Source organism: Streptomyces sp. NBC_00872 (assembly GCF_045161915.1).
Classification (GTDB): domain Bacteria; phylum Actinomycetota; class Actinomycetes; order Streptomycetales; family Streptomycetaceae; genus Streptomyces.
Genome location: NZ_CP108806.1, coordinates 169,403 through 194,389 on the forward strand (window position 1 = coordinate 169,403; position 24,987 = coordinate 194,389).

Genomic DNA, 24,987 nt, shown 5'->3' on the forward strand with positions numbered 1-24,987 from the left:
CGGAAACTAGAGACCCGGACCCATCCCGTCAAGAGTTCGGCACCGCATCGGATTGAAACCTTTCACGTCAGGTCACGATCAGCGTCCGCTTCCGGTCGGCACGTGCGCTGTTGCCCGCGTAGATGTCGAAGTCGCCTGGTTCGACCGTGAATCGGGGCTCGCTCGTACCCGACCAGAATCCGAGGTCCTCGGCGCCGAGCGGGAACCGGACGGTGGTGGACTCGCCCGGGGCGAGGGTGACGCGCCGGAAGCCGCGCAGCCGGCGGACCGGCTGGACCTGGGTGGCCACCAGGTCGTGGACATAGAGCTGGACGACCTCGTCGCCGGTGCGGTCACCGGTGTTCCGTACCGTCACCGCCACCTCGACGGTGACTCCCTCGCGCAGTTCCGCGGCCGTGACGCGCTCGCTGCTCAGGCTCGGCTCCTCGACGGTGAAGGTGGTGTAGCTCAGACCGTGACCGAAGACGAACTGCGGTCCGTCGTCCAGGTCGAGATAGCGGGAGACGTACTTCTCGTCGGAGTGCGCCGGACGGTAGGGGCGGCCCGTGTTCTCGTGGTTGTAGTAGACCGGGACCTGTCCGACCGTACGGGGGAACGTGACCGGAAGCTTGCCGCCGGGGTTGACCGCGCCGAACAGCACATCGGCGATGGCGTGGCCGGCCTCGGTGCCCGGGTGCCAGGCCTCCAGGACGGCGGGGGCCGAGTCGAGCCAGTCCGCCACGGTCAGGGGACGGCCGTTGACGAGGACGACCACGAAGGGCCGCCCGGTGGCGGCGATCGCGGCGATGAGTTCCCGCTGTGCGCCGGGCAGCGCGAGATCGGCGCGGGTGGCCGCCTCGCCGGTGATCCCGGCGGGTTCGCCCACCACCACGATCGTCATCTCGGCGGCGCGGGCGAGGGCGACCGCCTCCGGGATCCCGCCGGTGTCCTGCCCCTGGGCGTCGACCCCCGGCGCGTATCCGACCTCGGCGCCCGGCACCGCGGCCCTGACGGCGTCGACGACCGTGACCGCGGGGAAACCCTCGGCTCCCGGTGCGATCCAGGTGCCCAGCAGATCGGTGGAGCCGGCGAACGGGCCGACGACCGCGAGCGATCCGGTCCCCGTGCTCAGCGGCAGCACTCCCCCGTCGTTCTTCAGCAGCACCATGCAGCGCGCCGCCGCTTCCCGCGCCGCCGCGCGCGCCGGACCGGTCGGCGCGGTGATCACGGCGCTCTCGTCGGTGTACGGCCGGTCGAAGAGCCCGAGACGGAACTTCAGCCGCAGGATCCGGGCCACGGCGTCGTCGAGCCGCTCACGACTGATCAGGCCCTCCGCGAGCAACCGCGTTCCGTGGTCGGCGAGATGGGTGGAGACCATCTCCATGTCCACACCGGCGTTGAGGGACAGCCGGCCCGCGTCCGCGCCGTCCGCCGCGAAGCCGTGTGCGATCAGCTCATGGACACCGGTCCAGTCGCTGACGACGAATCCGTCGAAGCCCCACTCCTCCTTGAGGATGGCGGTCAGTGTGTGGGGGTCTGCGTGGGCCGGGACGCCGCTGACGGTGTTGAACGCCGCCATGACGGTCGCCACGCCCGCGTCGACGGCGGCCTTGAACGGCGGCAGATAGAGATTGCGCAGCCGTGCCTCGGAGACATCGACGGTGTTGTAGTCACGGCCGCCCTCGGCTCCCCCGTAGGCGACGAAGTGCTTGGCGCAGGCCGCGATCCGGTCCGGGGCCGCGAGATCGTCGCCCTGGTAGGCGCGTACCTTGGCCGCCGCGAAGCGCGCGTTGAGATACGGGTCCTCGCCCCCGCTCTCCGCGATCCGCCCCCAGCGGGGCTCATGGGTGACATCCATCATCGGCGCGAACGTCCAGTGCAGTCCGTCGGAGCGCGCCTCACCCGCCGAGACCTCGGCGTCCCGCGCCGACACCTCGGGATCGAAGCTGGCGGCCTGGGCGAGCGGGATCGGGAAGGTCGTCCAGTAGCCGTGGATGATGTCGAGGCCGAAGAGCAGCGGAATACCGAGCCGGGACTCCTCGACGGCGATGCGCTGGAGGTAGTTGGTGTGCCGGGGGCCCGTGACATTCAGTACGGAGCCGAGCAGCCCCGCGCGCGCCGTGGTCTCCACCTCGTGGGTCTGTCCCTCTCCCGGACCGGTGTCACCGGTCCAGGAGAGCTGCTGGAGCTGGCCGAGCTTCTCCTCGGCCGTCATACGGCCGATCAGGTCCTTGATCTCGGATGCGTACGGTGCCGTGCCGCTGGCGCCGGTCATGGGAGCGCTCCCTCGTGGGGTGGGTTCTGGACATGACCGCCTCCCCCGGGTCCTCGCGGGACCCGGGGAGGCGGAGCCGGTGGATCATACGGGAGCCGGCCGCGGCGGCAGGAGAGGGCGGCCGGTCAGCGGTCGCAGCTCAGGGTCTTGATATCGACCGTGTCGGCCATCACCTGCATGCCCTTGTCGTTCGGATGGACATGGTCCCCGCCGTCGAGGGCCGGCAGCAGCCGCTCCCGGTCGTAGGGGCTGCGCAGCGCCTTGTCGAAGTCGGCCACGGCGTCCAGTTCACCGCTGTTCCTGATGAAGTCGTTGACGTCCTGGCGTACGGCCTCGCCCTCGGGATCGAATTCGTACCAGCCCTTGAACGGCAGGACCGTCGCGCCGACGACACAGATCCCCGCCGTGTGCGCCCGGTCGATGATCTCCCGGTACCCGGCGATCAGATCGCCGGCCGTCACCCCGGTGTGGGCCTTGATGTCGTTGATGCCCTCGAAGAGGAACACCGTACGGACCCCGGGCTGGGAGAGCACATCGCGGTCCAGTCTGTTCAGCGCGGACTGCCCGGCGCCGTCCGCCAGCACCTTGTTGCCGGAGATCCCCTCGTTGGCGACCCCCTTGATCTCCGTCCCGGCCGTGGCCCGGAGACGGCGGGCGAGGTAGTCGGGCCACCGGCGGTTCGTATCGGTGCTGGACTGCCAGCCGTCGGTGATGGAGTCGCCCAGGGTGACCACCGCTCCGGTGTCCGCGCCGGTCTCCACCGTGACCGCGTCGAGGTAGTACCAGGAGCTGGTCCGGTCGGTCCAGCTCTCGGCGCCCTCCTCGGCGGCGTGGTCACCCGCGGTCGCGTACGAGGTCTGCATGGCCATGCCGTGGCCGGTCGAAGGACCGCCCGCGCTCAGCACATGGAAGCTGACGGCCAGATCGCTCCCGGCGGCCAGCCGGCCGGAGAGCGGATCGCTGACCACGCTCGCGCCCGGCGCGACCGTGACCGACGCCGCGCCGCCGAAGGTGAGCGCGCGGTTGGTGCCGGGTACGACCCGCGCGCCCTCCTGCCGCCGGCCCGCGTGGACGCTGTCGAAGGTCACCGGCCGGTCGCCGAACGCGTTGGACAGACGGACCCGGGCGCCGGTGCCGCCGGCACTGGTGCGCACCACCATCCGGTAGCTCCGGTCGCGGGGCGCCTCGCCCTGCCGGTCCACGCTCGCGCCCCAGGTGACGACCTGGTGCGGTGACGTCCGCGCCCGCGCCGGTGCCGATGCCTGTGCCAATGCCTGAGCCGGCGCCTGCGCCGACGCCGGTGCCTGAGCCGATACGGACGCCCGTGCCTGTACCGGTGACGTCGGGGCCTGTACCGGTCTCGTCGGCGCCGCCTCCGCGGTCAGGGGCGCGCTCAGCAGGGCCAGCAGCGCGGCGACGGCAGCCGCCGCACGCGGACCACGGAGAGACCGCTGACGGAGGCTCACCGCCCCAGGTCCCGCAGGGTGACGGAGCGGCCCGGCTCGACACTGACCTTCCGGGTCTTCCCGCCGTACGAGACCGTGGTGGTACGCCCGCCGACACTGTGCAGCCGGGCCTCGGTGACCTTTCCGTCCCGCCAGCTCAGATCGACGGTGAAGCCGCCCCGTACCCCGACGCCCGTGATACGGCCGGAGTCCGCCCAGGCCGCGGGCAGCGCGGGCAGCAGCTCGACATGGCCGGGCCGTGAGTAGACCAGCATCTCGATCATCGCGGCGGCGGTGCCGAAGTTGGACTCGATCTGGAAGATGCCCCGCCCCTTCTCGACCTCGTAGATGTCGAAGAGGTTCGGTGCCGTGCCGTTGGTGCCGCCGGTGGAAGGCCTGAGGTTGGTGACGACGAGCTGGTACGCCTTGTCCGCGTTCTTGAGCCGCGCCCAGCACAGACTGCGCCAGGCGTTGGCCCAGCCGAAGCTGTCCATCCCGCGCGCGGTGAGCAGGGATGCCGCACCGTCGACGATCTCCTCGGGGGTGGAGGCGTCGGGGCGGATACGGTCCCCGGGGAAGAGCCCGATGAGCGGGGAGAGATGCCGGTGGGTCGTCTCCCCGAGGTTGTCGGGCGACATCCACTCCTGGAGCCAGCCCGACGTGGGGCTCACCTCGGGGAGATACAGCCGCTCCCGGAGGGCGCCGACGGTCGCGCTGTGCGCGGCGTCCCTGCCGAGGACGGCGGCGGCGGTGCGGAAGTTCCCGAAGAGCGCCCAGACCAGTTCCTGTGCGTATGTCATGCCCTTGGCGTCCTGCGGGCCGTGCTCGGGCGACCAGTCCTTGTCGTCGATGAGCACCTCGCGGGTCCCGCCGGTGGCCGCGTCGGTGACGGTCGTGGTGATCAGCCGCGCCTCCCAGAACTCGACGGCGCCCTTGAGCAGCGGGTAGATCTTGGCGAGGTACGCCTTGTCCTGGGTGAACTCGTAGTGCTCGAAGAGGGAGTTGGCCAGCCAGGCGTTACCGCCGGGATGCCACCACCAGCCATTGCCGCCATGGATGTTGGTGGAGAAGGAGACGGCCCAGCCGCCGACCTTCCCGGTGGAGTTGCGGAAGCGGTTGCGCGGGTCGTTGAAGAGGTCGCGGGTGAGTTCGGTCCAGGACGGGAGCTGCGCCAGACAGTAGTCGGCGAAGGCGTCGAACAGGCCGGACAGACCCGCCCGGTCGGCCATCCAGTAGTTCATCTGGATATTGATGTCGGTGTGGTAGTCGCCCATCCAGTCCGGGTCGTTGCCGTCCAGCCACAGCCCCTGGAGAGCGACCGGCAGACTGTCCCGGGATCCGGCGATCATCAGATACCGGCCGAACTGGAGGTAGGAGGCTTCGAGTTCGGGATCGGCCGCACCGTCGGTGTGGCGTGCCCGGACGCGCTCCCAGGTGTCCAGACCGCGCTGAAGCTCCGACGACTCACCGAGCGAGACGTCCATCCGCTCGAACAGCGCGCGGTGGTCGGCGACATGGCTGTGCAGCAGGGCGGTGACGGGGTTGCGGGCCGCCGCGAGGACCTTTGTCCTGGCCAGTCGCTCGGGATCGAGGCCGCGGTCGCGGTAGCCGGTGGCCGCGTCGGGGGCGTAGTCGGTGCCTCCGCTGACGACGACCGTGAGTTCCCGGCAGCCCTCGAAGGTGATCCTCGTACCGTCGACCGTCACCTTGCCGGTGCCGCTCCAGGCCGTCACCGCGGCGCCGTAGCGCAGTCCGCCGTCCGGGAAGGAGCCGCTGAACGAGGCGTACGTGCGCGCGCGGTCCGCGGTGGTCGTCTCGTCGTGGGTGCCGGCCAGGCTCACCGATCCGGTGTACCGTCCGCCGCCCTTCTGCGAGAAGTGCACGACGACGGCGTCGTCGGGATGGCTGGCGAAGATCCGGCGCTCGTACGTCACTCCGGAGCGTACGTACGAGGAGGAGACCACGCCCTGGCTGATGTCGAGGTCACGCCGGTAGGCGGAGACGGCCGACAGATCGTGGTCGGGGATGTCGACGGTGAGCCGGCCGAGCAGGGTGAACGAACCGAAGTCCTGGCGCCCGTAGGGGAATTGGCCGTCCGCGTCGAGCGTGCCGTTGAGACCGCCGGTCCACAGGGTGGCGTCGGTGACAAGGAGCACCTCACGGGAGGGATCGTTGCCCGCGAGGGCGCCGAGGCGGCCGTTGCCCACCGGCAGGCCCTGCTCGATCATGTTCTTGTCCGAGGCCGGTGACTGGTACCAGAACCTGGTGGCCGACGACGCTGGAAGCAGTGGGGACCTGGTCTGCCGGACCACCGGCGGGGAGGCGGCGAAGGCGGGCAGACCGCCGAGGGCGGTGAAGGCGCCCACCGCGGCGGCGAGGGAGAGGGCCTCGCGCCGGCTCGGGCGGCGGGGGGAGTTCGGTGCTGACGCGGGTGTGCCGGTGTGCTGGTCGTCCACGGTGCACTCCATTCCGGAAGGGCGGTGCGGGCATGCGGGTGCGGTCCGCCGGGGCGGGGAAGGGGCCGGTGCGGGGCCTGCGGCGGCAGGGCCCCGCACCGGTGTTCAGAGCGGGACGGGCTCGGAGCGGGACGCGGACTCAGAGCAGCGGTACGGCGATCCGGTCGATGTCCGGCGCGTAGTCGTCACCGCTGTCGATGGTGATCGTGTTCGTACCGGCCTTGAGGGTCACCGGGACGGTGACGGTCTCGACGGTCCCCCAGTCTGCGGTGGCGGGGAACTTGAGACCGGTGGCGCCGTTCCCGTTGCTGGAGATCTTCGCCGGGCGCGCGTCACCGCTGATGTAGGACACATCGATCATGTAGTGGCCGGCCTTCGATACCACCACGTCGTTGAACTGGAGCTTTCCGCCCTGGTAGAGATTGCCGACCTTGTGCGTGCCCGAGCACGCGCCGCAGTCGCCGATCGAGGCGCTGCCGCTGAGCGTGTTGGCCGGGGACTCGGCCTCGTAGGCCGTCTTCTTGAACGCGCTTCCCCTCGGGGTCACGGTGAACAGACGCGAGCCATGGGCCGGCAGGGCCTGGGTCACCTTCTCCTTGAACGTGCCGAGGTCTTCCTTGTTCCATACGTCGTGGACCCCGGCCTGGCCCGTGAAGCCCAGGGACTGCCAGTCGGCGGTCACGGCGGCGGAGGTGTCGGCGAGGTTGAACAGGGCCACGGTGTGGCTGCCGTCGGCGTTCCTGGAGCTCCAGACCTGCTGGTCGCCGGTCGCGGTCACCGGGCGGGCCGGCGGCGCGCTGCCCTGGTTGATGGCGATGACGTCCTTGTTGGTCAGCAGGGAGACGCCGTAGTCGTCGAGGCGGGTGAGGTCGTCACCGGTGTAGAGGGGCGACTTGGCGATGGCCCACAGGGTCATGTAGCTCTGCCGCTCGGCCTTGGTCAGGCCGTCCATCTCGCCGTTGCCGACGTCGATGGCGTCGAGGTCGTTCCAGCCGCCGGGAGCCGCGAACCGGGCCCACTTGGGAGCGTCGTCGAAGCGGTCGTCGACGGAGTTCTCCCACGAGACGAGCGTGTTGCAGTAGCACTCGACGTCGGTGTCGATCCGCCAGCCGTTGGAGTACTTCTTCCAGTCGGCGACGTGGTTGATGTCGAGCGACCAGGAGATCTCAAGGTGCAGCGGGCGCCCCGCCTTGGCGATCGCCTGCTGCCAGGCGGCGACATCGGCGACGTTGTTGTAATTGTCACCGCTCTTGAAGGAGCCGGGTCCGACACCGTCGAGCTTGAGGAAGTCGTACCCCCAGTCGGCGAACATCCGCGCCTGCGAGTCGATGTACTTCTGCGCGCAGGGACCGGAGAAGTCGAGTTTGTAGGCGCTGTCCCAGCCGTTGGTGGTGCGCAGATCGCTGTACACGATATCGGCGGTGGTGCAGCCCTCCGCGTTCCAGATGGGGACCGTACCGCCGCCGTACGCCTCCTTCTCCAGACCGACGGGGAGGTAGATACCCGCCTTGAGCCCCTTGGCGTGGATGTCGTCGGCGACCGGCTTCATACCGCGCGGGAAGCGGCCGGGGTCGGCGGCCTGCCGGGCGTATCCGTCGAACTCCGGCTTCCACGCCATGTCGCGCCACCAGCCGGCGTCGATGTTGACGTACTCGTAGCCGTACCTCTTGAGCTTGGAGGCCAGGGCGCCCGCCTGCTTGAGGACGTTCTTCTCGGTGAGATAGCTGTAGTCGCCGTCGGGGTTGAGTCCCGGGTACTTCGAGGACTGCATGCTCCAGCTCGTCCAGCCCATGTACGGCTTCGGGGCGGGAGCGGCGGACGTCGAGGAGCCGGTGGCTGTGGCGGCGGTGGTCGACGTGGCCGTGGGGGTGGCCGCGACCGCCGCGGGCACGGCCGTCGTCAGACCGGCGGTGAGAGCCAGGGCGAGCAGGGTTCTGAAGGAGTACGAGGGTGACCGCATGGGCCGGGACCTCCTGTTGTCGGGGCAGGACGGGACAGGACGGGACAGGGCGTGTCCGCGCGAGGACGGATGGACGCGTGACGGCGCGGGGAAGCGGGAGGGGTGTTCGGGCGGGGCTCGATGGACCGATGGACCGGTGGATCGATGGCCTGGCGGCCCGGTGGCCCGGTGGGCCGGTGGCTCGGTGGGCCGGTGGCTCGGTGGGCCGGTGGCTCGGTGGGCCGGTGGCTCGGTGGCCCACTGGACCGGCCGCGCTCAGCCCTTGCCGGAGCCGATCGTGAGCCCGCTGATGAACTGGCGCTGGAGAGCGAAGTACACGAGCAGCGTCGGGATCGCGGTCATCAGCGCTCCGGCCGCGATGAGATTGGGATTGGTGAAGTACTGGCCCTGGAGATTGGCCAGCGCGGAGGTGATCGGCCGCTTGTCGCCGGTCTCGATCAGCGCGAGCGACCAGAAGAAGTCGTTGTAGATCCAGATGGCCTCCAGCGTGGCCAGCGCCGCGAACGCGGGACGGCACAGCGGCAGCACGATCTGGAAGAACTGGCGCCATACGGGGGCGCCGTCGACCAGCGCCGCCTCGGTGATCTCCTTGGGGATCGTCCTCATGTAGTTGCTGAGTACGAAGGTGCAGAAGCCGCACTGGTAGGCGATATGGATCGCGATGATGCCCCACACCGAGTTGTAGAGCAGGAGCGAGTCGCTCATCCACCAGGGCAGCGGGATCAGCAGATAGAGCCGGTAGAGCGGGGTGATGAGCACCTGGGCCGGCAGCAGGTTGCCCGCGGTGAAGAGCATCAGCAGGACGATGTTCCACCGGAAGTCGAAGCGTGTGACGAAGAAGGCCACCGCGGCGGAGAACAGCAGGGTGCCGAGGACCGCGGGGATGGTGATGAGAACGGAGTTCCAGAAGAAGTGCGGCATCCCGGACTGGTTCCAGGCGTCCGAGAAGTTCTCCAGGCTCAGACTGCTCGGCCAGGAGAGATAACCGTTTCTGCTGGTGTCCTCGTACGGCCGCAGCGAGGTGTAGACGGCCCAGAGCAGCGGCACGAGCCAGAGCAGGGCGATCCCGCCGAGGAGAAGGTGCCGGCCGGTCTGGCTCTTGGGACGGGAGGGACCATCGCCCGGCACGGGCGTACGGCGGGTCCGTGAGCCGGCGGCCGGGGGTGTGGCGGTCGCGGTCACTGGTCCTCCTTGCGGAAGTTCTGGAAGAGGAAGGTCCCGATGGCGGCCAGCGAGACGAGCAGCAGGACGACCGCGAGGGCCGAGCCGTAACCGATGTGGCTGGACTCGCCGATGATGTTGTCGGTGATCAGAAGGGAGAGCAGTTCCATACCGGGCTTGCTGCCGACTCCCCCGCCGAGTACGTAGACGATGTCGAAGGCCCGCAGCGACTCCATGACGGTGACGACCAGGATGATGATGTTGACGGGTTTGAGGGCGGGGAAGACGACGCGCAGAAAGGTCTGGCGTTCGTTGGCGCCGTCGAGGGCGGCGGCTTCCTTCAGCGCGGGGTCGAAGCCCTTCAGCCCCGCCAGATAGAGGATCATGATGTAGCCGGTGTGCCGCCAGGCGGAGGCGACGAGCACCGCCCAGAGATTGAGGTCCGGGTCGCCCAGCCAGTCGATGTGATGGCCGGGTGCCACCCCGTCGAGGACGCCGTTGAGCAGTCCGTTGTCGGGGTTGTAGATGATCTCCCAGATGAAGCCGACCACGGCCAGCGAGAGCACCATGGGCAGGAAGATCGCGGTCTGGTAGATCCGGGTGAAGCGGATCTTACGGTCGAGCTGGTAGGCCAGGAAGATACCGAACGGGGTCGGCAGCAGGGCCGTGAACAGCAGCCAGACGACGTTGTGCTGGACCGCCGGCCAGAACGGCGGGTAATTGGTGAGGATCTCCCGGTAGTTGCCCAGCCCGGTCCAGTGGATGTCGGACAGGGCGATGCCGTCCCAGCTCGTGAAGGAGAGTCCGAGGGAGGCGAGGGCCGGCAGCCAGACGAAGACCAGCAGGGCGACGAGCGGAATCCCGATGATGACCGTGAGGAAGACTCGGTCACCGGCGCCGAGCCGGCGCGGACGGGGCCCGGACCGGTCGTGTGACGGGGAGGGCGGCGCTGGGCGCACGGAGGACATGTGGAACCTTCCCGGGTCCTGGTCAGGCCGTGAAGAAGCGCGAGCGCTGGGACTCGATCTTCTTCAGCAGGGCCGAGCCGTCGTCGGGGTGGCCCAGCCACTGGGTGAGCCCCGGCAGTACGACGGTGGAGATGAAGCCCGGGTCGCTGTCGCGGTCGCCGAACTGGGTGATGTGCTTGGCCGAGGCGATGAGCTGGGCCGACTTCTTCTGGAGCGCGTTGTACGAGCCGGTGTCGGCCTGGGAGTTGACGGCGACGTTGCTCGGGTCGACGCCCATGTACAGATTCTCGGCCTTCGCGCTGCCGAGGAACTCCAGCAGCCGGCCGGCGCCTTCCGCGTTCTTCGGCCGCCGGCTGAGCATGAAGCCGTCGGTCGGTGCCTCGACGGTGTCCTGGCCGAAGGACGGGTCGATCTCGGGGAAGGCGAAGAAGTCGATGTCCTCGCGGAGCTTGTCGTCGGTGATCTGCTGGCCCAGGAAGAGTCCGATGACGGCCATACCGGACTTCTTGTCGAGCAGGGACTGCGCGGCGTCCTGCCAGGAGCGGCCGCCCGCGCCCTGCTGGTAGTAGGGGCTCAGCTCGCGCCAGAGGTCGAGCGTCCTGACGGTGCGCCGGTCGGTCCAGGAGATCTCGCCCCGCATCAGCGACATATGGAAGTCGTAGCCGTTGGCACGGAGGTTCAGATAGTCGAAGGCACCGAGGATGGACCAGCTGTCGCCGCCGCCGTAGCCGGACGCGATGGGCGAGAGACCGTCCTTCTTCATCCGCTTGGCGAGCGCGGTGAACTCGCTCCAGGTGCGGGGGGTCTCGTACCCGCGTTCCTGGAACAGGCTCCTGCGGTAGAAGACGGCCCATGGGTAGTTGTAGAGCGGGACGAAGTAGTACTTCCCGTCCAGTCCCCGGGAGAGCTGCTTGGCGGCGTCGCTGAAGCCGGCGCCTATCTTCTCCCACACGTCGTCGACGGGGTGGGCGAGACCCTTCTTGGCGAAGTACTGCATGCGGTAGCCGGCGAACCAGGTGAAGACATCGTCCGGAGTGCCCTGGAGGTAGTTGGAGATGCTCTTCTGGAAGGTGTCGTGGTCGACGGTGTTCGTCCTGACCGTGAGACCGCTGTCCTTGGTGAAGGCGTCGGTGACGGCCGCGTAGGCGGACTTGGGGGTGGCGTCCGCCCCGTTGGAGCCGAAGGTCACCGTCTTCGGATCGGCGGAGGGCCCGCCGCCGCAGGCGGTCAGGACGGGTGCGGCGAGCGCCGCGGCACCGATACCGAGGGCGCCGCGGACCACACCGCGGCGGCCGGGCCCACTGGCGGGCGAGGGGATGCGGCTCAGCGTCATCGCTACTCCTAATGCGTGTCTGTTCCGATGAAGGACTGGATGGCGGTGGCCGCGGCCCCGCGCGCCCACTCCTCGAAGGGCAGCGGACGTGTCATCACGTCGCACTGCGCGGCGGTTCCGAAGGCGGACGCGGTGAACGCGTCACGGATGTGCTCGGCGAAGAGGTCGTACGCGGCGAGGCCCTCACCGGAGATGATCACCCGTCGCGGTCCCAGCACATTGACGACGGCCCCGATGGCCCGCCCGATGGCCTCCCCGGCCCGCGCGTAGACCTCTCTGGCACCGGGGTCGCCCCGGTGGGCGAGGTCCAGGGCCTCTTCCGAGCCGGTGACCGGCAGACCGGTCACCTCCCTGACCCGGCGGATGATGGCCGAGTCCCCGGCGATCGCCTCCACACAGCCGTTGTTGCCGCAGTGGCACGGGGGACCCAGCGGATCGATGGAGAGATGGCCGATCTCACCGGCCACCCCGTGCGCGCCGGAGACCACCCGGCCGTGCACCACCAGACCGCAGCCGATGCCCGCGCCCACGGTCACCAGCGCGAAGTCGGAGATGCCCGCCCCGGCCCCGAACCACTGCTCGGCGACGGTCAGCGCGCGTACGTCGTTGTCGACCGTGACCGGCAGGCCCGTCACCGTCGCGGCCAGTTCGGCGAGCGGCACGTCCCGCCATTCCAGGAACGGCGAGTAACGCACCACCCCGGCGGCCCGGTCCACATCGCCGGAGACCGCGAGGCCGAGACCCCGTACCTCCACACCGAATCCGTCGGCCTCGGTGAGGAGTTCCTGGACGAGTCCGGCGATCGAGGCGAGCACGGCGCCCGGATCGCGGGCGGTGAGCGGCAGGTGCCGGGCCACCCGGATACGGCAGCAGAGATCGGCGAGGACCGCGATGATCTCGTCACCGGTCACCTTGACCCCGATGAACAGGGCCCTGCCGCCGTCCACCCGCAGGGGGTTGGCGGGACGTCCGAGGGCGGGCCGCGCCTCCTCGTCCACGCCCTCGACCAGATAGCCGGCCTCCATCAGCGGACGTACCGCCTTGGTGACCGCGGCCGAGGAGAGGGCGGTGCGCCGGGCTATCTCGATCCGCGTGAGCGGGCCGTGGGACAGCACGGTGGTGAAGACGAGGGAAGCGGCCGGCGTCGGTACCGGAACCGCCTCGGTGCGAGGGGTCGAGCGCATGGCCGAAACGTAGGTGGGTTCTTTTCCGCTGTCAATGAAAGAAGCAAGCTCCTTTCGAAGCAGCAACTGGAAGGGGTCCGATCATGCGATTACGAGACTGGTACGGGGTATTGACAGGTGATCGAAGGGATAGTTGGCTGCGGACTGCTCTCGTGGCGCTACCCGAACGTGAGGATCCATGCCTGTGATCTCCTTCGCCCCGGACACCGGGGTCTGGCTGCTCTCCACTCCGCGCACCTCGTACGCGCTGCGGATCGACGCGTCGGGGGCGCCCTGTCATCTCGCGTGGGGACCACGGCTGACCCTTGAGGAGGCAGGCGAACTGGTCCTTCCTCCGGCGCCCGCGGCCAGCAGTTTCGAGGGACGGCCGGCCGTCGGTGAGGAGTTGCCCGTCGACGGCGGGGCCCGTTTCGGCCCGCCCTCGCTCCAGGTGCGGTTCGCCGACGGCACGCGCGCCGTCGAGTGGCTGCCGACCGGCCACCGGGTCCTTGAACCGGACCCGGGAACGGGAACGGGAACGGGAACGGCCCCGGGGCGGGGACCGGGAACGGAAACGGTCTCCGGGCGGGCCCCGGGGGCGGCCGAACTCGCCCTGGAGTTCAGGGACCGGCACTACCCCCTGGAGATCACGCTCCACTACCGCGTCCATGACGACAGTGATGTGATCGAACGCTGGACCGTGCTGCGCAACACCGGCGAGGACCCCGTGGCACTGCCGCGCGCCGACTCCGCCGCCTGGACCCTGCCGGCCAGGGAGGACTACCGGCTCAGCCATGTCACGGGCCAGTGGTCCGCCGAGACCCAGCTGCGCAGGGAGCGGCTGCCGTTCGGGGAGACCGTACTCACCAGCAGACGGGGGATCAGCAGCCATCACGCCAATCCCTGGGTGATGGTGGACGCCGGTGACGCGACCGAGGAGCGGGGGCAGGTGTGGAGCGCGGCCCTGGCCTGGAGCGGCAGTTGGCGTATCACCGCGCAGCGCACGCCCGACGGACGGGCGGGGTTCACGGGTGGCGCGGGCCAGGACGGTACGGCCCTGCCGCTCGGTCCGGGCGAGGAGTTCACCACCCCGGTGCACGCCGGTCTGTACACCGACGGCGGCTTCGGCGCGACGAGCCGGGCCTGGCACGCGTACACCCTCGCCCATGTGCTGCCGCATCCCGACGAGATCCGGCCGGTGCTCTACAACTCGTGGGAGGCGACGGGATTCGATGTCGACGAGGCCGGCCAGCGCGCGCTCGCGGCCCGCGCGGCGGCGCTCGGGGTGGAGCTGTACGTCATGGACGACGGCTGGTTCGGCGCCCGGCGCAGCGAGAAGGCCGGGCTCGGCGACTGGACACCGTCCACCGATCGCTTCCCCGCCGGGCTCACGCCCCTGGTGCAGGAGGTCCACCGGCTCGGTATGCGGTTCGGGCTGTGGGTGGAGCCCGAGATGGTCAACCCCGACAGCGATCTCTACCGTGCGCACCCGGAGTGGGTGCTGCACTTCCCGCACCGCGACCGCACCGAGCTGCGCGGTCAGCTCGTCCTCAACTTCGCCCGCCGCGATGTGGCGGACTGGGCGTACGGCTGGCTGACCGAGCTGGTCGGCGCCCATGGCGTCGACTTCCTGAAGTGGGACATGAACCGCGCGTTCAGCGAGGCGGGCTGGCCGGACCGGGCCGACGGCGCCGACCGGGTGGGGACCGCGTATGTGCGCAACCTCTACGGAGTTCTCGACCGGCTGCGCGCCGACCACCCCGAGCTGCGGATCGAGTCGTGCAGCGGTGGCGGCGGCCGGGTGGATCTGGGCATTCTGTCCCGTACCGACCAGGCGTGGACCTCGGACAACACGGACGCCGCGGACCGGATCCTGATCCAGCACGGGTACGGCCAGCTCTATCCGGCGCGGACCATGGCCGCGTGGGTGACCGATGTGCCGAACCAGCTCACCGGCCGCTCGGTGCCCCTGCGCTTCCGCTTCCATGTGGCGATGGCCGGGGTGCTGGGGGTGGGCGGCGATCTCACCCGCTGGTCGGACGGTGAACTGGCGGAGGGCGCGGAGCTGGTGGCGTGGTACAAGCGCGTGCGCCATCTCGTCCAGCACGGCACGCTGCACCGGCCGCGCGGTCCCGTGGACGACGGGCCGGCCGCGGTGCAGTACACCGCGCGGGACGGAGGTGAGGCGCTGCTGCTGGTCTGGCGGCGCGCGCCCCGCCATGGCGCCCCGCGTGTCCCGCTCCGGCTGGCCGGCCTGGACCCCGCCGCCCGCTATCGCGACGCCCGTACCGGTGCCGTCCACTCCGCGGCCGTACTGACCGGCTACGGCTACGAGCCCGATCTGCCCCCCGGCGACTGGTCGAGCACGGCGGTGCATCTGATCCGCGTGCGGGACGAATGATCCGGGCACCGCTGACCGGGCGCCGCTGATCCGGCTGCCGTGACGGGTGGGGCCGTCCTGTGTCAGATGCGCCAGGCGCGGATGTGCTGCGCCGCCTGGTACACGTTCACCTTGCCCGACTGGACGGCGCGCACCAGTTCGACGAGCGCGCCGTACGGCGGATCGATTCCCTCACCGGACGCGTGCATATAGGCGGCGACGACCTGGCACGCGTACAGGCTGTTGCGGTACGGCAGCGGCTCCAGCCGCACGAGGGTGTGGAAGAGGGCCGCCGCGCGCCAGGCCACATCGGGTTCGCTGGTGGCCGGACGCGGGATCCGGGTCTTGTGCCGCGCGACGGCGGCGACCAGGGCGGAGTAGTCGGCGACGGACACATCTTCGGGGACGGCCTGTTCCTGTACGTCCAGGAGCCAGGCCACATCGATATGGAGCACGGGCATCAGGCGGCGTCCACCTGCCGGTTCTCATGCTCGGCGGGTGGGATCTCATCGGCGAAGGCCTCGTCGAACTCGGTCCTGTGCCGCTCGCCCCAGGTGACCGCGTACCGGACGAACTGGATCCGCTGCTGCTCACGCAGGGGCAGATCGTGGACGTACTGCTTGAGCGACTTGCCCTCGGCGGCGGCCGCGGCGCGGACCGCCTCCAGCTCGTCCTCGGTGAAACTGATGTTGAGAGATGGCATGGACCTACGGTACCTAACCGGTACCGTTCAGGGAAGTGCCCAGGTCACACCGCCTGCCCAGGTCATAACCGCCCCCAGCCGTTCCCCCGGCCCGGGTGCGGCCGGGTGCGGGGGTACGCCCGCCGCACCGGAGCGGCGGGGTGTCGCGGGGGGGCGTCGCAGGAAGGGCGTCGCGGGGGTCGCGGGGTCGCAGGGGTTTCAGAGCCCGGCGAGGACGGTCTCCAGATCGTCCAGGCCCAGGGAGCCCTGCGACAGCGCGGCCATGTGCCAGCGCTTGAGATCGAAGTCACGGCCGTCGCGGCGGTGCGCCGTACGTGCCGCCTCGCGCCCGCGCAGCCAGGAGCGCTCGCCGAGCTTGTAGCCGATGGCCTGGCCGGGCGTGCCCTGGTAGCGGATCACCTCCTTGCGGACGAACTCGTCCGGACGGCCGCTGTGCGCCCTGAAGAACCGCTCCGCCAGCGCGGGGGTCCACCGCTCGCCGGGCCGGAAGGGCGAGTGCCCGGGAATCCTCAGCTCCAGATGCATCCCGAGGTCGATGACCACCCGTACCGCGCGCATCATCTGCATGTCGAGATAGCCGAGCCGGTGCTCGGGATCGGAGAGGAAGCCCAGCTCGTCCATGAGCCGCTCCGCGTAGAGCGCCCAGCCCTCCGCGTTGGCGCTCACCGTCCCGACACCCGTCTGGTAGCGGGAGAGCCGGTCGGACAGATGGGCCCACTGGGCCAGCTGGAGATGGTGGCCGGGGACGCCCTCGTGGTACCAGGTGGAGACCAGTTCGTACGTCGGGAAGCGCGTCCTGCCCATGGTCGGCAGCCAGGTGCGGCCGGGGCGGGTGAAGTCCTCCGAGGGCGAGGTGTAGTACGGCGCGGGGCTGCTGCCCGCGGGGGCGAGGCGGGACTCGACACGGGCGACCCGCTCGGCGATGTCGAAGTGGGTGCCGTCCAGACGCCCGACGGCCTCGTCCATCAGGTCCTGGAGCCAGACGCGTACCTCCTCCTCCCCCTCGACGGCATGGCCATGGGTGTCGAGGTGCTTCAGCACCGTCCAGGGCGTCGCCGCGTCCGGCTGGATCCTGGCCGCCTCGGTCCGCATCTCGTCGAGCAGCCGGTGGAACTCGGACCAGCCGTACTCGTACGCCTCGTCCAGGTCGAGATCGATCCCGTTGAAGTAGCGCGCGCAGACGGCGTACCGCTCGCGGCCCACCACCTCCGGGGCGCCCGCGACACCGGGGGCGTAGACCTGGCTGAGCCACTCCCGCAGCCGTCCGACGGCGGCGGTGGCCTCCAGCGCGGCGCTCTCCAGCTCCTTGCGCAGCGCCTCGGGACCGGGGGCGACGAACTGGCTGAACCAGCCGCCCTTCCGGCCGGTCCACTCGTCCAGCTGCCCGACCATGGCGGTGATCTGGCGCGGGCCGCCGGGCAGGCCCCGGCGCAGGCCCTCGGTGAGCGCGGCGCGATAGCTCTCCAGCGAGGCGGGAAGGGCGCGCAGCCGGCGCTCCACCACGCGCCAGTCCTCGTCGTCGGCGGTGGGGGTGAGCGTGAGGGCGGTCCGGATCTGGTGCACGGGAGAGAAGATGTTGGAGACCGAGCGGAGTGTCTCGCCCGTCTCGTGCATCGCGAGTTCCGCGGTGAGCCGCTCGCGCAGGAGCCGGGCGCAGTTCCGCTCGATCGCCGCGTCGGAACCGGCGTCCGGGCCCGTGCCGGTGCGGGTACCCGAGCCGGTGCCGGTGCCGGCACCCGCCCCGGCCCCGGCATCGGTCGCCAAGTCCCCCTCGGGCACGGTCTGCTGACTCGTCGCGGCGGCGAGGCGGCGCAGTGTGTCTCCGGCGAGCCGCGCGAGCTGATCGATGCCGTCCGGGGAGAAGTCGGGCAGTCTGCCATGGCTGGCCCGGTCGCCGATGATCGTACCGAGCACCGGATCCAGCACGATCAGATCATCGGCGTAGGCGTCCGCGATCCGGCGCGGCGGGGACGGGGAGGCGGCGGAAGGCAGTGGCCGGGAGTGTGTGGTGTCAGACATGCGGATCATCCTCACTCCCGGCGGGCCGCGATGCCCGGCCGATGACGGCAGACGCCGCAAAACCGCCGTACCTTCCGCTGACGCCATCGGCCGCCGGCACGGTTCACTTGTGGTGAGCCGCGACGAACTCCCCCTGACGCGCGGGCCTTTCACGAGGAGTGTGTGTGTCCGTCGAAGCAGCCCACCGTGCGATCGCCGCCTCCGTCGCCTCTCTGATGCCCCGGGCCCGCACCGAACTGGCCGAGCTGGTCGCGTTCCGCTCGGTGGCCGGTCCGGCACGTCCGCCCGGGAGCGAGTGCGAGGCCGCGGCGGAGTGGTTGGCCGGAACCCTGCGCGCCGAAGGTTTCCAGGACGTGGCGTTACTGGACACCCCGGACGGAGCCCGGTCGGTGTACGGCTCGCTGCCGGGACCGGCCGCGAGCCCGACCGTACTCCTCTACGCGCACTACGACATCCGGCCGTCCCTGGACGAATCCGCCTGGCGCACCCCGCCCTTCACCCTGACCGTGCGGGAGAACGGCCGGTGGTACGGACGGGGCGCGGCCGGCTGCAAGGGCGGCATCGTCATGCATCTGCTCGCCCTGCGCGCGTTACGGGCCGGTGGCGGGCCGCCGGTGAACGTCAAACTGATCGTGGAGGGCTCGCGGGAGCGGGGTACGGGCGGCCTGGAACGGTACGCGCGTGCGCACCCGGAGCTCCTCGCCGCCGACACCGTGGTCATCGGTGACACCGGCAACGTACGGGCCGGGCTGCCGACCGTGACCGTCTCGCTGCGCGGGGCGGTGCGGGCCCGTGTCACGGTGGAGACCGAGCCCTTGCGGCGCGGCCCGTCCGCGGACGCGCACTCCGGACCGTCCGGCACCGGCCGTACGGCGGACAGCACGCGGGCACCCGACGCCACGGCCGCGCTGATCCGTACGCTCGCCTCTCTGCACGACGGCGAGGGCAACACGGTCGTCGACGGCCTCGACGGCGCCGGGCGCTGGTGCGGTGTGCCGTATCCGCGCAGGCGGTTCCGCGGCGATGCCGCGGTGCTCCACGGCGTGGACCTGCCGGGTTCGGGGACCGTCGCCGACCGCCTCTGGGCCCGTCCCTCCGCGACCGTCACCGGACTCGACTGTCCGCGGCCGGGCAGTGGGGACGGCGCGCGGGCGCTGGTCTGTCTCCGGATCCCGCCCGGGACGGACGCCGCCAGGGCCGCCGAACTGCTCACGCGCCATCTGGAGTCGCACACGCCCTGGGGCGCGCGGGTGCGGGTGGAGACCGTCGGACAGGAGGAGCCGTTCAGCGCCGACACCACGGCTCCGGCCTACACCGCGATGGCCGAGGCCATGCGGCTGGCGTACGGGCAGGAGATGCGGGTGGCGGGCCTCGGTGGCTCGGTCCCGCTCTGCGGCACCCTCGCGGATCTCTCACCCCGGGCCGAGATCCTGCTGATCGGCCTGGGCGAGCCCGAGGCGCGGGTCCACGCGGTGAACGAGAGTCTGGACCCGCGCGAGCTCGAACGGATGTCGGTCACCGAGGCGCTGTTCCTGTGGCGGCTGCGGAACCGGCGTGCGCACGGTCCTTGTCGGCCTTGAGCCAGGCCAGGGCCGCCGCCGTCATCGCGGTGATCCCGGTGGGCAGAGCGGTGCGGACGTCCGGGGCGAACTCCGGCGAGTGGTTCGGCGGCAGAGCCGCGAGCTTCTCCTCGGCCGTGCCGGGGGTCGTGGCCCAGGTCTTCGGGCCGACCGTCCCGAGCATCCAGTAGGACAGCGCGATCCCCGTCGTCCCGTGCAGGGACGCTCCCGCGTCCCCGTAGAGCGGAAAGTCCTCGGTGGCCATGGCGGGTGGCCAGAGCGCCACCCGCTCGGGTCCGTACAGCTCCTCGTGGGCCCGGCGCACGGCCGCCGTGGCAGCCGGGTCGGGGTGGGTGACGGGGGACCGGGAGACGACCGTGATCTCCGGCTCCCGGGGACAGCCGGACGCGGCGCACTCGGCTCTGATGACGCGTTCCACCGAGCCGGTCATCCGGTCGAGGGCGCGCTCGGACAGGGCGCGCACGGTGATACCGAGGGTCGCCAGTCCGGGGATCAGATTGCCGGCGGTGCCCGAGTGGAACGACCCCACGTTCAGGGCCACTTGCTCGGCCGGGGCGGACTCGCGGGACACCGCCCCCTGGAGCCGCAGCACGGCCGCGGCGCCGGTGAGCACCGGGTCCACCGCGAGCTGCGGGGTGCCCGCGTGTCCCGCGCGGCCGTGGATGACGGCCTCGATGCCGGCGCTCCCCGCCAGCATCGGGCCGTAACCGTGGGCGACCATACCGCCGAGCAGTGGCGCGGTGTGCTGGGCGAGTACGGCGTCGGGCCGCCCGAAGCGCTCGTACAGCCCGTCCTCCAGCATGGCCCGCGCTCCCGTGAGGGTCTCCTCCGCCGGCTGGCCGACGATCACCGCCGTGCCGCGCCAGCTCTCCCTGGCGCGGGCCAGCAGGGACGCGGCGCCCGCGACGGCGGCCAGATGCAGATCGTGTCCGCAGGCGTGGGTGACCGGGCCCTCGCTGGCGTAGGGCAGTCCGGTGCGCTCCGCCAGGGGCAGGGCGTCGAGTTCGGCGCGGATCAGGACGCGCGGTCCGTCGCCGTTGCGCAGCACCCCGACGACACCATGGCCGCCGATGCCCTCCGTCACCTCGTAGCCCGCGTCCCGCAGCCACCGCCCCAGCGCGGCGGCGGTCCGCCGTTCCTCGCCGGAGAGTTCGGGATGGCGGTGCAGATCCAGATAGAGGGCGACCGCCGGGCGCAGGACCTCGGCCAGCCCGTCCAGGACGGGGGCGTTCGTTCCGGGGTGCGGGTTCGCGACAGGGCTCACCCGGTCCATGGTGCGGTACGGGACGGGTCCGCCACGTACAGACCGCTGACACGAGTGGTCAGTGGAAGACGTGCCGTTCTGGAAGTGGGGTCCGCTGGAATACGGGTGGCACAGACGGATCGGGTCACCGGGGAGCCCCCCGGGGACCGGGCTTTCCCCTAAGGAGTCACCATGGCTGACAAGAGCACCCTCGCCTCCCTGGCCGACGAGATCATGGAGCTGGAGTCCGAGACCTTCGAGATCTCCGACTACTCGGACGCCAGCGAGGTCGTGCTCGCGGGCTCCACGAGCTGCAGCTCGACGTCGACCTGCTCCTCCACCACCAGCACCACCTCCTGCAGCGCCTGATCCCACGCGCTCGGCGAAGAGGCGGGCGGTACCTGCGAGCTCTCGCGGGTACCGTCCGCTTCCATGTGCGGCATGTGCCCCGCCACGGCGCGGGCGGGGCACGGGAGTTACGGGAAGGGGTGCGGCACCATCCTGATCTCCGCCTCCGTCAGCTCGCCGGAGCGCAGCCCGCCCCGCCACGCGGCGGTCCGCAGACGCGGCATCAGCGGGGCGCGCTGACGCGACCAGCCGAAGTCGATGGGCAGCAGTCCGGGGACGATGGTGGCCACGGTACGCAGTCCGATACGGTGCTGTTCGGGCGTGGTCTGGTCGACGACGATCACATCGTGCCCCGCCCGTACGAGTTCGTCCCGGCAGTGGATCACATCGTCCCGCAGATCGCCGGTGCGCGGCCTGTCCCGCTCCTCCCACGTACGGTAGACGTCGGCCATCGGTCTGACGGCGGACGGCTCCCGGTAACCGCGGACATGTTCGGCCATCCTCGGCAGACCGTAGAGCTGGGCGTGGTCCTTGAGATGCAGGACCTTCCCGAAGTCCTCGGCCATGGCGTCCAGTTCGGCGCGGCGCTCCTCCACCTGGCGGGGCAGATGCGGGATATAGGTGAGGACCTCGGACAGGGCTCCCTCCAGGGCCGCCGCCGGATCGAGGCTCGCGCCCGCGCCGAAGGAGAAGGTGCCGGGCCCGCCGTCACGCCGTACGGCCAGACCGGTGACGACCGGTACGGCGAGATCGATCCGGTTGTCGAACGCGTGGACGTCATAGCCCTGGAGGGCCGCCCGGTCGATCATCGTGCGGACGGTGGGATCGCCGACGGAGTCCAGATTGATCTCGGTGAGCGGGGTGCCGCCGTACCAGGCGACCAGGAAGGCGTCCCGTTCGATGAGTTCGAGCAGTCCGCCCAGTACCGCCTCCTCCAGACAGCTCCCGATCGCGCAGCCGTTGGAGCACTCGAAGACGAAGTTGTCGGAGGCGAGACCGGCGCTGTAGTGCACGAGCCGGGCCGGTACGAGCAGGGGGCGCTCGTCGCGCAGCGAGTAGCCCCAGACCCAGGGGATGGGCCGGTCGGGGTCGAAGGGGCTGACCATGGGGTCGTCACGGTAGGTCTCGGGCGGATAGTAGCCGCACTCGGCCGGGTCGAGAGCGGGCGGACCGTCCCCGCCGAGCTCGCTGTAGGCGGCCGTGAGCAGGGTGGTGCCGGTGCGCCGGTGGGTTCCCGCGTACCGCTCCAGCCCCTCCAGAAAGGCGAGATCGCGGCTGGCGTCGAAGCCGTTGGCCTGGCCGCTCCAGGTCACATCCGTCAGACCCGCGTATCCGCGCATGAAGACACTGCCCGCGACCGGAGCGGTGGTGGGTGAGGTGACATTGATCCAGGTGCCGGCGCCGAGCACCCCGGAGACCGGGTTGGCGAGCGCCATGACCGGCATCGGATATGAGGAGGCGCGGCGCAGCCGGTACACGTCGGGCGAGGGCTTGGGCCGGCTGACGAGTCCGAGCCGCGCCTCGTCCCGGCTGTCGGTGCCGCGCGGACCGCAGTGCGGGCAGAGCGGATCGGCGAGCAGCGGATAGGTCCGCACCTCAAGGGTGGTGAGATCGAGCTGTGAGACCTGGGGCAGCCGGCGGTCGGCCGCCGTCCCCTCCGGCGGGAGGACGGAGTCCGAGAGGACCACGGCGCGGTAGAGGGCCTCCACGGCGTCGATCGCGTACGGGGTGAGGCGCGGCCAGTGGCCGGCCGCGCGGGTACGGGCGCCGGTCTCCAGGGCGTCCCGCTCGGTGCGGGTACGCAGCCGCTGCCACCGCATGGCCAGACACCGGCCGCAGGCGGAGGCGTCGCCGTCACCGCCCCAGGGACCCACCAGTACCGTGCGCGCGGTGAGATGGACGGTGGCCCCGGGGCGTACGGCGGCGAAGGGGTCGCGGTCACCGTCGCCGTCGCCGTCGCGGTCGCGGTCGCCGAGGACATCTCCGGCGCCGAGGGGGACCACCACGGGAGCGGCGGCCGGGGCGAGCCGCCCGGCGAGCGAGCGCCGGAGAAGATCCCGTGCCGGCTCCAGCGGTACGCCGTCCGTGGAATTGGCTGTGGTGGAGGTGGCTGAGCCGGTGTCCGTGTCCGTGTGGGTGGACCGGCCACCGGTCGTGGATGCCGTCATGTCTTGTTGCTCCAGCGGAACGTCTTCAGCGCGAGCGCGCCGAAGAGGACGGTGAAGACGATCAGCCCCCCGCAGCCGATCGCGATGTCGTCGAGTCCGCCGCGGCCGGAGAGCGCCGCGGACACCGCGTCGTTGAGATAGCGCAGCGGCAGCACCCGGGAGACGGCCTGGAGCCAGGACGGCATCATGTCGAGCGGGAGGAACGAGCCGGAGAGGAAGGCCATCGGCACCATGAGGAAGTTGGCGATGGCGGCGACCGCCTCGGGGGTGTCGGCGTACGAGCCGATCACCACGCCGATGGTGAGGAACGCGGTGATGCCGAGCACCAGCACGGGCAGGGCCAGCGGCCAGCGGGCGTCCAGTTCCAGTCCGAACAGCGGCAGCATCGCCACCGCCACGAACACCACGGCCTGTACGGCTCCCACCGCGAGCGCGAGCACATAGCGGGAGGCCAGCACCGCGGGCAGCCGGGTGGGTGTCATCCGGATCAGCCGCAGCAGATCGTCGCGGCGCCACTGCATCAGGGTGAAGGCCACACCGAACACGGCGGCGTTGGCCACACCCCAGGACATGACGCCCGGCGCGATGTAGGAGATATAGGGACGGCCGGTCTCCGCCACCTCCTGGCCTCGGAAGATCAGTCCGAAGACGACCAGGAAGAGGAGGGGGAAGGCGAAGGTGAAGAAGAGGGTCGCCTTGTCCCGGACCTGCGCCCGGAAACCGGCCCCTGTCAGTGCCGCGTACGCGCTCATCCCTGCCGCTCCGTGTTCTCGCTGCCGTGCGTGCTGTTCGTGCCGTCGGTGCCTTCGGTGTCCCGCGTGCCTTCGGTGCCGTGCGTGCCGCCGTTGGTGCCGGTGAGTTCGAGGTAGACGTCCTCCAGCGTGGCCGTACGGGTCTGGACGCCGTCCAGACCCGTGATCGCGTCGACCGCCTGGAGCACCTTGCCGGGGACGGCGGTCTCCAGGACGAGCGAACCGCCCTGCACGGTGACCCGGTCGACACCGGGAATGGCCGCCGCGTCCCGCTCGCTCATCCGCTCGGCGGGGATCAGCAGCCGGGTCGGTACGGCGGCGGCGGTCACGAGATGGTGCGGGGAGTCCAGGGCGACGACGGATCCGTCGACGAGGATCGCCACCCGGTCGCAGAGTGCCTCGGCCTCGTCGAGATGGTGGGTGGTGTAGACGATGGTGCGGCCCTCGCTCTTGAGGTCGCGCAGCACCTTCCACAGATCGCGGCGGGCCTGCGGGTCCAGCGCGGCGGTGGGCTCGTCCAGGAAGATCAGCTCGGGTCCGTGCACCAGCGCGGAGGCGATGGCGAGACGCTGGCGCTGGCCGCCGGAGAGATTCTCGACCATCACATCGCGCTGCTCCGCCAGCCCGACCGAGCCGAGGGTACGGTCGGCGTCCTCGCGCCCGGCCCCGTACAGGGCGGCGACGGTACGGAGGTGTTCGCGCGCCGTCTGGCGTACGAAGAAGGCGGAGGACTGCGTCTGCACACCGAGTTTCGGCAGCAGGGCCACATTCCGCGGCCAGGGCGACCGGCCGAGCACCGTGACGGTCCCGGAGTCCGCCTCGCGCAGTCCCTCCATGATCTCGACGAGGGTGGTCTTCCCCGCGCCGTTGGGTCCGAGGAGTCCGAAGAACTCCCCGCGGTTCACATGGAGTGACACCCCGTCGACGGCCTGGCGGTCGCCGTATCGCTTGCGTATCGCGTCGACGACGATCGCCGCGTCGGTGGCTGCCTCGTCCGGCACGGACGCCATGGTCCTGGCCTCGCTCATGTGGTTCTGCGCCCCTCGGGGGTTGT

At 70.8% G+C, this 24,987-nt stretch carries 18 protein-coding genes; 3 read left to right on the forward strand and 15 right to left on the reverse strand.

Translation table 11 applies throughout. The features are described 5' to 3' along the window. Positions 1-67 precede the first annotated feature (67 nt). From OG214_RS00830 to OG214_RS00865, 8 genes are all read right to left on the reverse strand, one after another. Positions 68-2,254, reverse strand: a complete 2,187-nt coding sequence (locus tag OG214_RS00830) for a glycoside hydrolase family 3 N-terminal domain-containing protein (RefSeq protein ID WP_405983390.1) — start codon at positions 2,252-2,254, stop codon at positions 68-70. Between the two features lie 125 nt (positions 2,255-2,379). After that, entirely contained in the window at positions 2,380-3,525 is a 1,146-nt protein-coding gene (locus OG214_RS00835) for an SGNH/GDSL hydrolase family protein (protein WP_405987397.1), read from the reverse strand. Between the two features lie 191 nt (positions 3,526-3,716). Then, positions 3,717-6,155 (reverse strand): glycosyl hydrolase family 95 catalytic domain-containing protein, encoded by a 2,439-nt coding sequence (locus OG214_RS00840; RefSeq protein WP_405983391.1) that lies wholly within the window; start codon positions 6,153-6,155, stop codon positions 3,717-3,719. A 139-nt stretch (positions 6,156-6,294) separates the two neighbouring features. Then, positions 6,295-8,115, reverse strand: coding sequence for an alpha-galactosidase D (locus OG214_RS00845; RefSeq protein ID WP_405983392.1), 1,821 nt, complete (start codon positions 8,113-8,115; stop codon positions 6,295-6,297). 255 nt (positions 8,116-8,370) lie between these two features. Beyond that, positions 8,371-9,297: a carbohydrate ABC transporter permease gene (locus tag OG214_RS00850; RefSeq protein ID WP_405983393.1), complete on the reverse strand. Its 927-nt coding sequence runs from the start codon at positions 9,295-9,297 to the stop codon at positions 8,371-8,373. Further along, a complete protein-coding gene (locus OG214_RS00855; RefSeq protein ID WP_365904111.1) occupies positions 9,294-10,244 on the reverse strand; it encodes a sugar ABC transporter permease in 951 nt (316 codons plus the stop codon). The genes OG214_RS00850 and OG214_RS00855 overlap by 4 nt, the downstream gene beginning before the upstream one ends. Positions 10,245-10,266: 22 nt before the next feature. After that, positions 10,267-11,577, reverse strand: a complete 1,311-nt coding sequence (locus tag OG214_RS00860; RefSeq protein WP_363084872.1) for an ABC transporter substrate-binding protein — start codon at positions 11,575-11,577, stop codon at positions 10,267-10,269. An 8-nt stretch (positions 11,578-11,585) separates the two neighbouring features. Continuing rightward, a complete protein-coding gene (locus tag OG214_RS00865; RefSeq protein ID WP_363084871.1) occupies positions 11,586-12,761 on the reverse strand; it encodes an ROK family transcriptional regulator in 1,176 nt (391 codons plus the stop codon). A gap of 178 nt (positions 12,762-12,939) precedes the next feature. On the opposite strand from OG214_RS00865, the gene OG214_RS00870 reads away from it, so the two are divergent. Next, entirely contained in the window at positions 12,940-15,141 is a 2,202-nt protein-coding gene (locus OG214_RS00870) for an alpha-galactosidase (protein ID WP_405983394.1), read from the forward strand. A gap of 62 nt (positions 15,142-15,203) precedes the next feature. Here OG214_RS00870 and OG214_RS00875 read toward each other — a convergent pair whose 3' ends face one another. From OG214_RS00875 to OG214_RS00885, 3 genes are all read right to left on the reverse strand, one after another. Further along, complete coding sequence (locus tag OG214_RS00875; RefSeq protein WP_363084869.1) at positions 15,204-15,581, reverse strand: toxin Doc; 378 nt, start codon at positions 15,579-15,581, stop codon at positions 15,204-15,206. Continuing rightward, positions 15,581-15,823: a hypothetical protein gene (locus tag OG214_RS00880; RefSeq protein WP_363084868.1), complete on the reverse strand. Its 243-nt coding sequence runs from the start codon at positions 15,821-15,823 to the stop codon at positions 15,581-15,583. The genes OG214_RS00875 and OG214_RS00880 overlap by 1 nt, the downstream gene beginning before the upstream one ends. Before the next feature lie 198 nt (positions 15,824-16,021). Continuing rightward, positions 16,022-17,842, reverse strand: a complete 1,821-nt coding sequence (locus tag OG214_RS00885) for a DUF885 domain-containing protein (protein WP_405983395.1) — start codon at positions 17,840-17,842, stop codon at positions 16,022-16,024. 215 nt (positions 17,843-18,057) lie between these two features. Between OG214_RS00885 and OG214_RS00890 the strand changes: the two genes are divergently transcribed. Continuing rightward, complete coding sequence (locus OG214_RS00890) at positions 18,058-19,422, forward strand: M20/M25/M40 family metallo-hydrolase (protein WP_405987398.1); 1,365 nt, start codon at positions 18,058-18,060, stop codon at positions 19,420-19,422. Here the strand turns inward: OG214_RS00890 and OG214_RS00895 are convergent. Next, the gene (locus tag OG214_RS00895; protein ID WP_405983396.1) at positions 19,358-20,695 is read right to left on the reverse strand and encodes an amidohydrolase; all 1,338 of its coding nucleotides are present in this window, start codon (positions 20,693-20,695) and stop codon (positions 19,358-19,360) included. The two genes, OG214_RS00890 and OG214_RS00895, sit on opposite strands and share 65 nt — an antisense overlap. A 162-nt stretch (positions 20,696-20,857) precedes the next feature. On the opposite strand from OG214_RS00895, the gene OG214_RS00900 reads away from it, so the two are divergent. Then, positions 20,858-21,034 (forward strand): thiazolylpeptide-type bacteriocin, encoded by a 177-nt coding sequence (locus OG214_RS00900; protein ID WP_046505532.1) that lies wholly within the window; start codon positions 20,858-20,860, stop codon positions 21,032-21,034. A 107-nt stretch (positions 21,035-21,141) separates the two neighbouring features. On the opposite strand, the gene OG214_RS00905 is transcribed toward OG214_RS00900, so the two are convergent. From OG214_RS00905 to OG214_RS00915, 3 genes are read right to left on the reverse strand one after another with little or no spacing between them, the layout of a single operon-like run. Further along, positions 21,142-23,181, reverse strand: coding sequence for a TOMM precursor leader peptide-binding protein (locus OG214_RS00905; protein ID WP_405983397.1), 2,040 nt, complete (start codon positions 23,179-23,181; stop codon positions 21,142-21,144). Then, complete coding sequence (locus OG214_RS00910; protein WP_363083098.1) at positions 23,178-23,933, reverse strand: ABC transporter permease; 756 nt, start codon at positions 23,931-23,933, stop codon at positions 23,178-23,180. Before OG214_RS00910 ends, OG214_RS00905 begins: the two co-directional genes overlap by 4 nt. Next, a complete protein-coding gene (locus tag OG214_RS00915; RefSeq protein WP_405983398.1) occupies positions 23,930-24,961 on the reverse strand; it encodes an ABC transporter ATP-binding protein in 1,032 nt (343 codons plus the stop codon). Before OG214_RS00915 ends, OG214_RS00910 begins: the two co-directional genes overlap by 4 nt. Between the last annotated feature and the right edge of the window lie 26 nt (positions 24,962-24,987).

Bases quoted from the DNA above. Each gene is read 5' to 3' on its own strand.
- OG214_RS00830 (WP_405983390.1), bottom strand. From the start codon at position 2,254: ATGACCGGCGCCAGCGGCACGGCACCGTACGCATCCGAGATCAAGGAC.
- OG214_RS00890 (WP_405987398.1), top strand. From the start codon at position 18,058: ATGCCCCGGGCCCGCACCGAACTGGCCGAGCTGGTCGCGTTCCGCTCG.
- OG214_RS00915 (WP_405983398.1), bottom strand. From the start codon at position 24,961: ATGAGCGAGGCCAGGACCATGGCGTCCGTGCCGGACGAGGCAGCCACC.
- OG214_RS00880 (WP_363084868.1), bottom strand. From the start codon at position 15,823: ATGCCATCTCTCAACATCAGTTTCACCGAGGACGAGCTGGAGGCGGTC.
- OG214_RS00905 (WP_405983397.1), bottom strand. From the start codon at position 23,181: ATGACGGCATCCACGACCGGTGGCCGGTCCACCCACACGGACACGGAC.
- OG214_RS00870 (WP_405983394.1), top strand. From the start codon at position 12,940: ATGCCTGTGATCTCCTTCGCCCCGGACACCGGGGTCTGGCTGCTCTCC.
- OG214_RS00875 (WP_363084869.1), bottom strand. From the start codon at position 15,581: ATGCCCGTGCTCCATATCGATGTGGCCTGGCTCCTGGACGTACAGGAA.
- OG214_RS00860 (WP_363084872.1), bottom strand. From the start codon at position 11,577: ATGACGCTGAGCCGCATCCCCTCGCCCGCCAGTGGGCCCGGCCGCCGC.
- OG214_RS00900 (WP_046505532.1), top strand. From the start codon at position 20,858: ATGGCTGACAAGAGCACCCTCGCCTCCCTGGCCGACGAGATCATGGAG.
- OG214_RS00855 (WP_365904111.1), bottom strand. From the start codon at position 10,244: ATGTCCTCCGTGCGCCCAGCGCCGCCCTCCCCGTCACACGACCGGTCC.
- OG214_RS00910 (WP_363083098.1), bottom strand. From the start codon at position 23,933: ATGAGCGCGTACGCGGCACTGACAGGGGCCGGTTTCCGGGCGCAGGTC.
- OG214_RS00865 (WP_363084871.1), bottom strand. From the start codon at position 12,761: ATGCGCTCGACCCCTCGCACCGAGGCGGTTCCGGTACCGACGCCGGCC.
- OG214_RS00895 (WP_405983396.1), bottom strand. From the start codon at position 20,695: ATGGACCGGGTGAGCCCTGTCGCGAACCCGCACCCCGGAACGAACGCC.
- OG214_RS00885 (WP_405983395.1), bottom strand. From the start codon at position 17,842: ATGTCTGACACCACACACTCCCGGCCACTGCCTTCCGCCGCCTCCCCG.
- OG214_RS00845 (WP_405983392.1), bottom strand. From the start codon at position 8,115: ATGCGGTCACCCTCGTACTCCTTCAGAACCCTGCTCGCCCTGGCTCTC.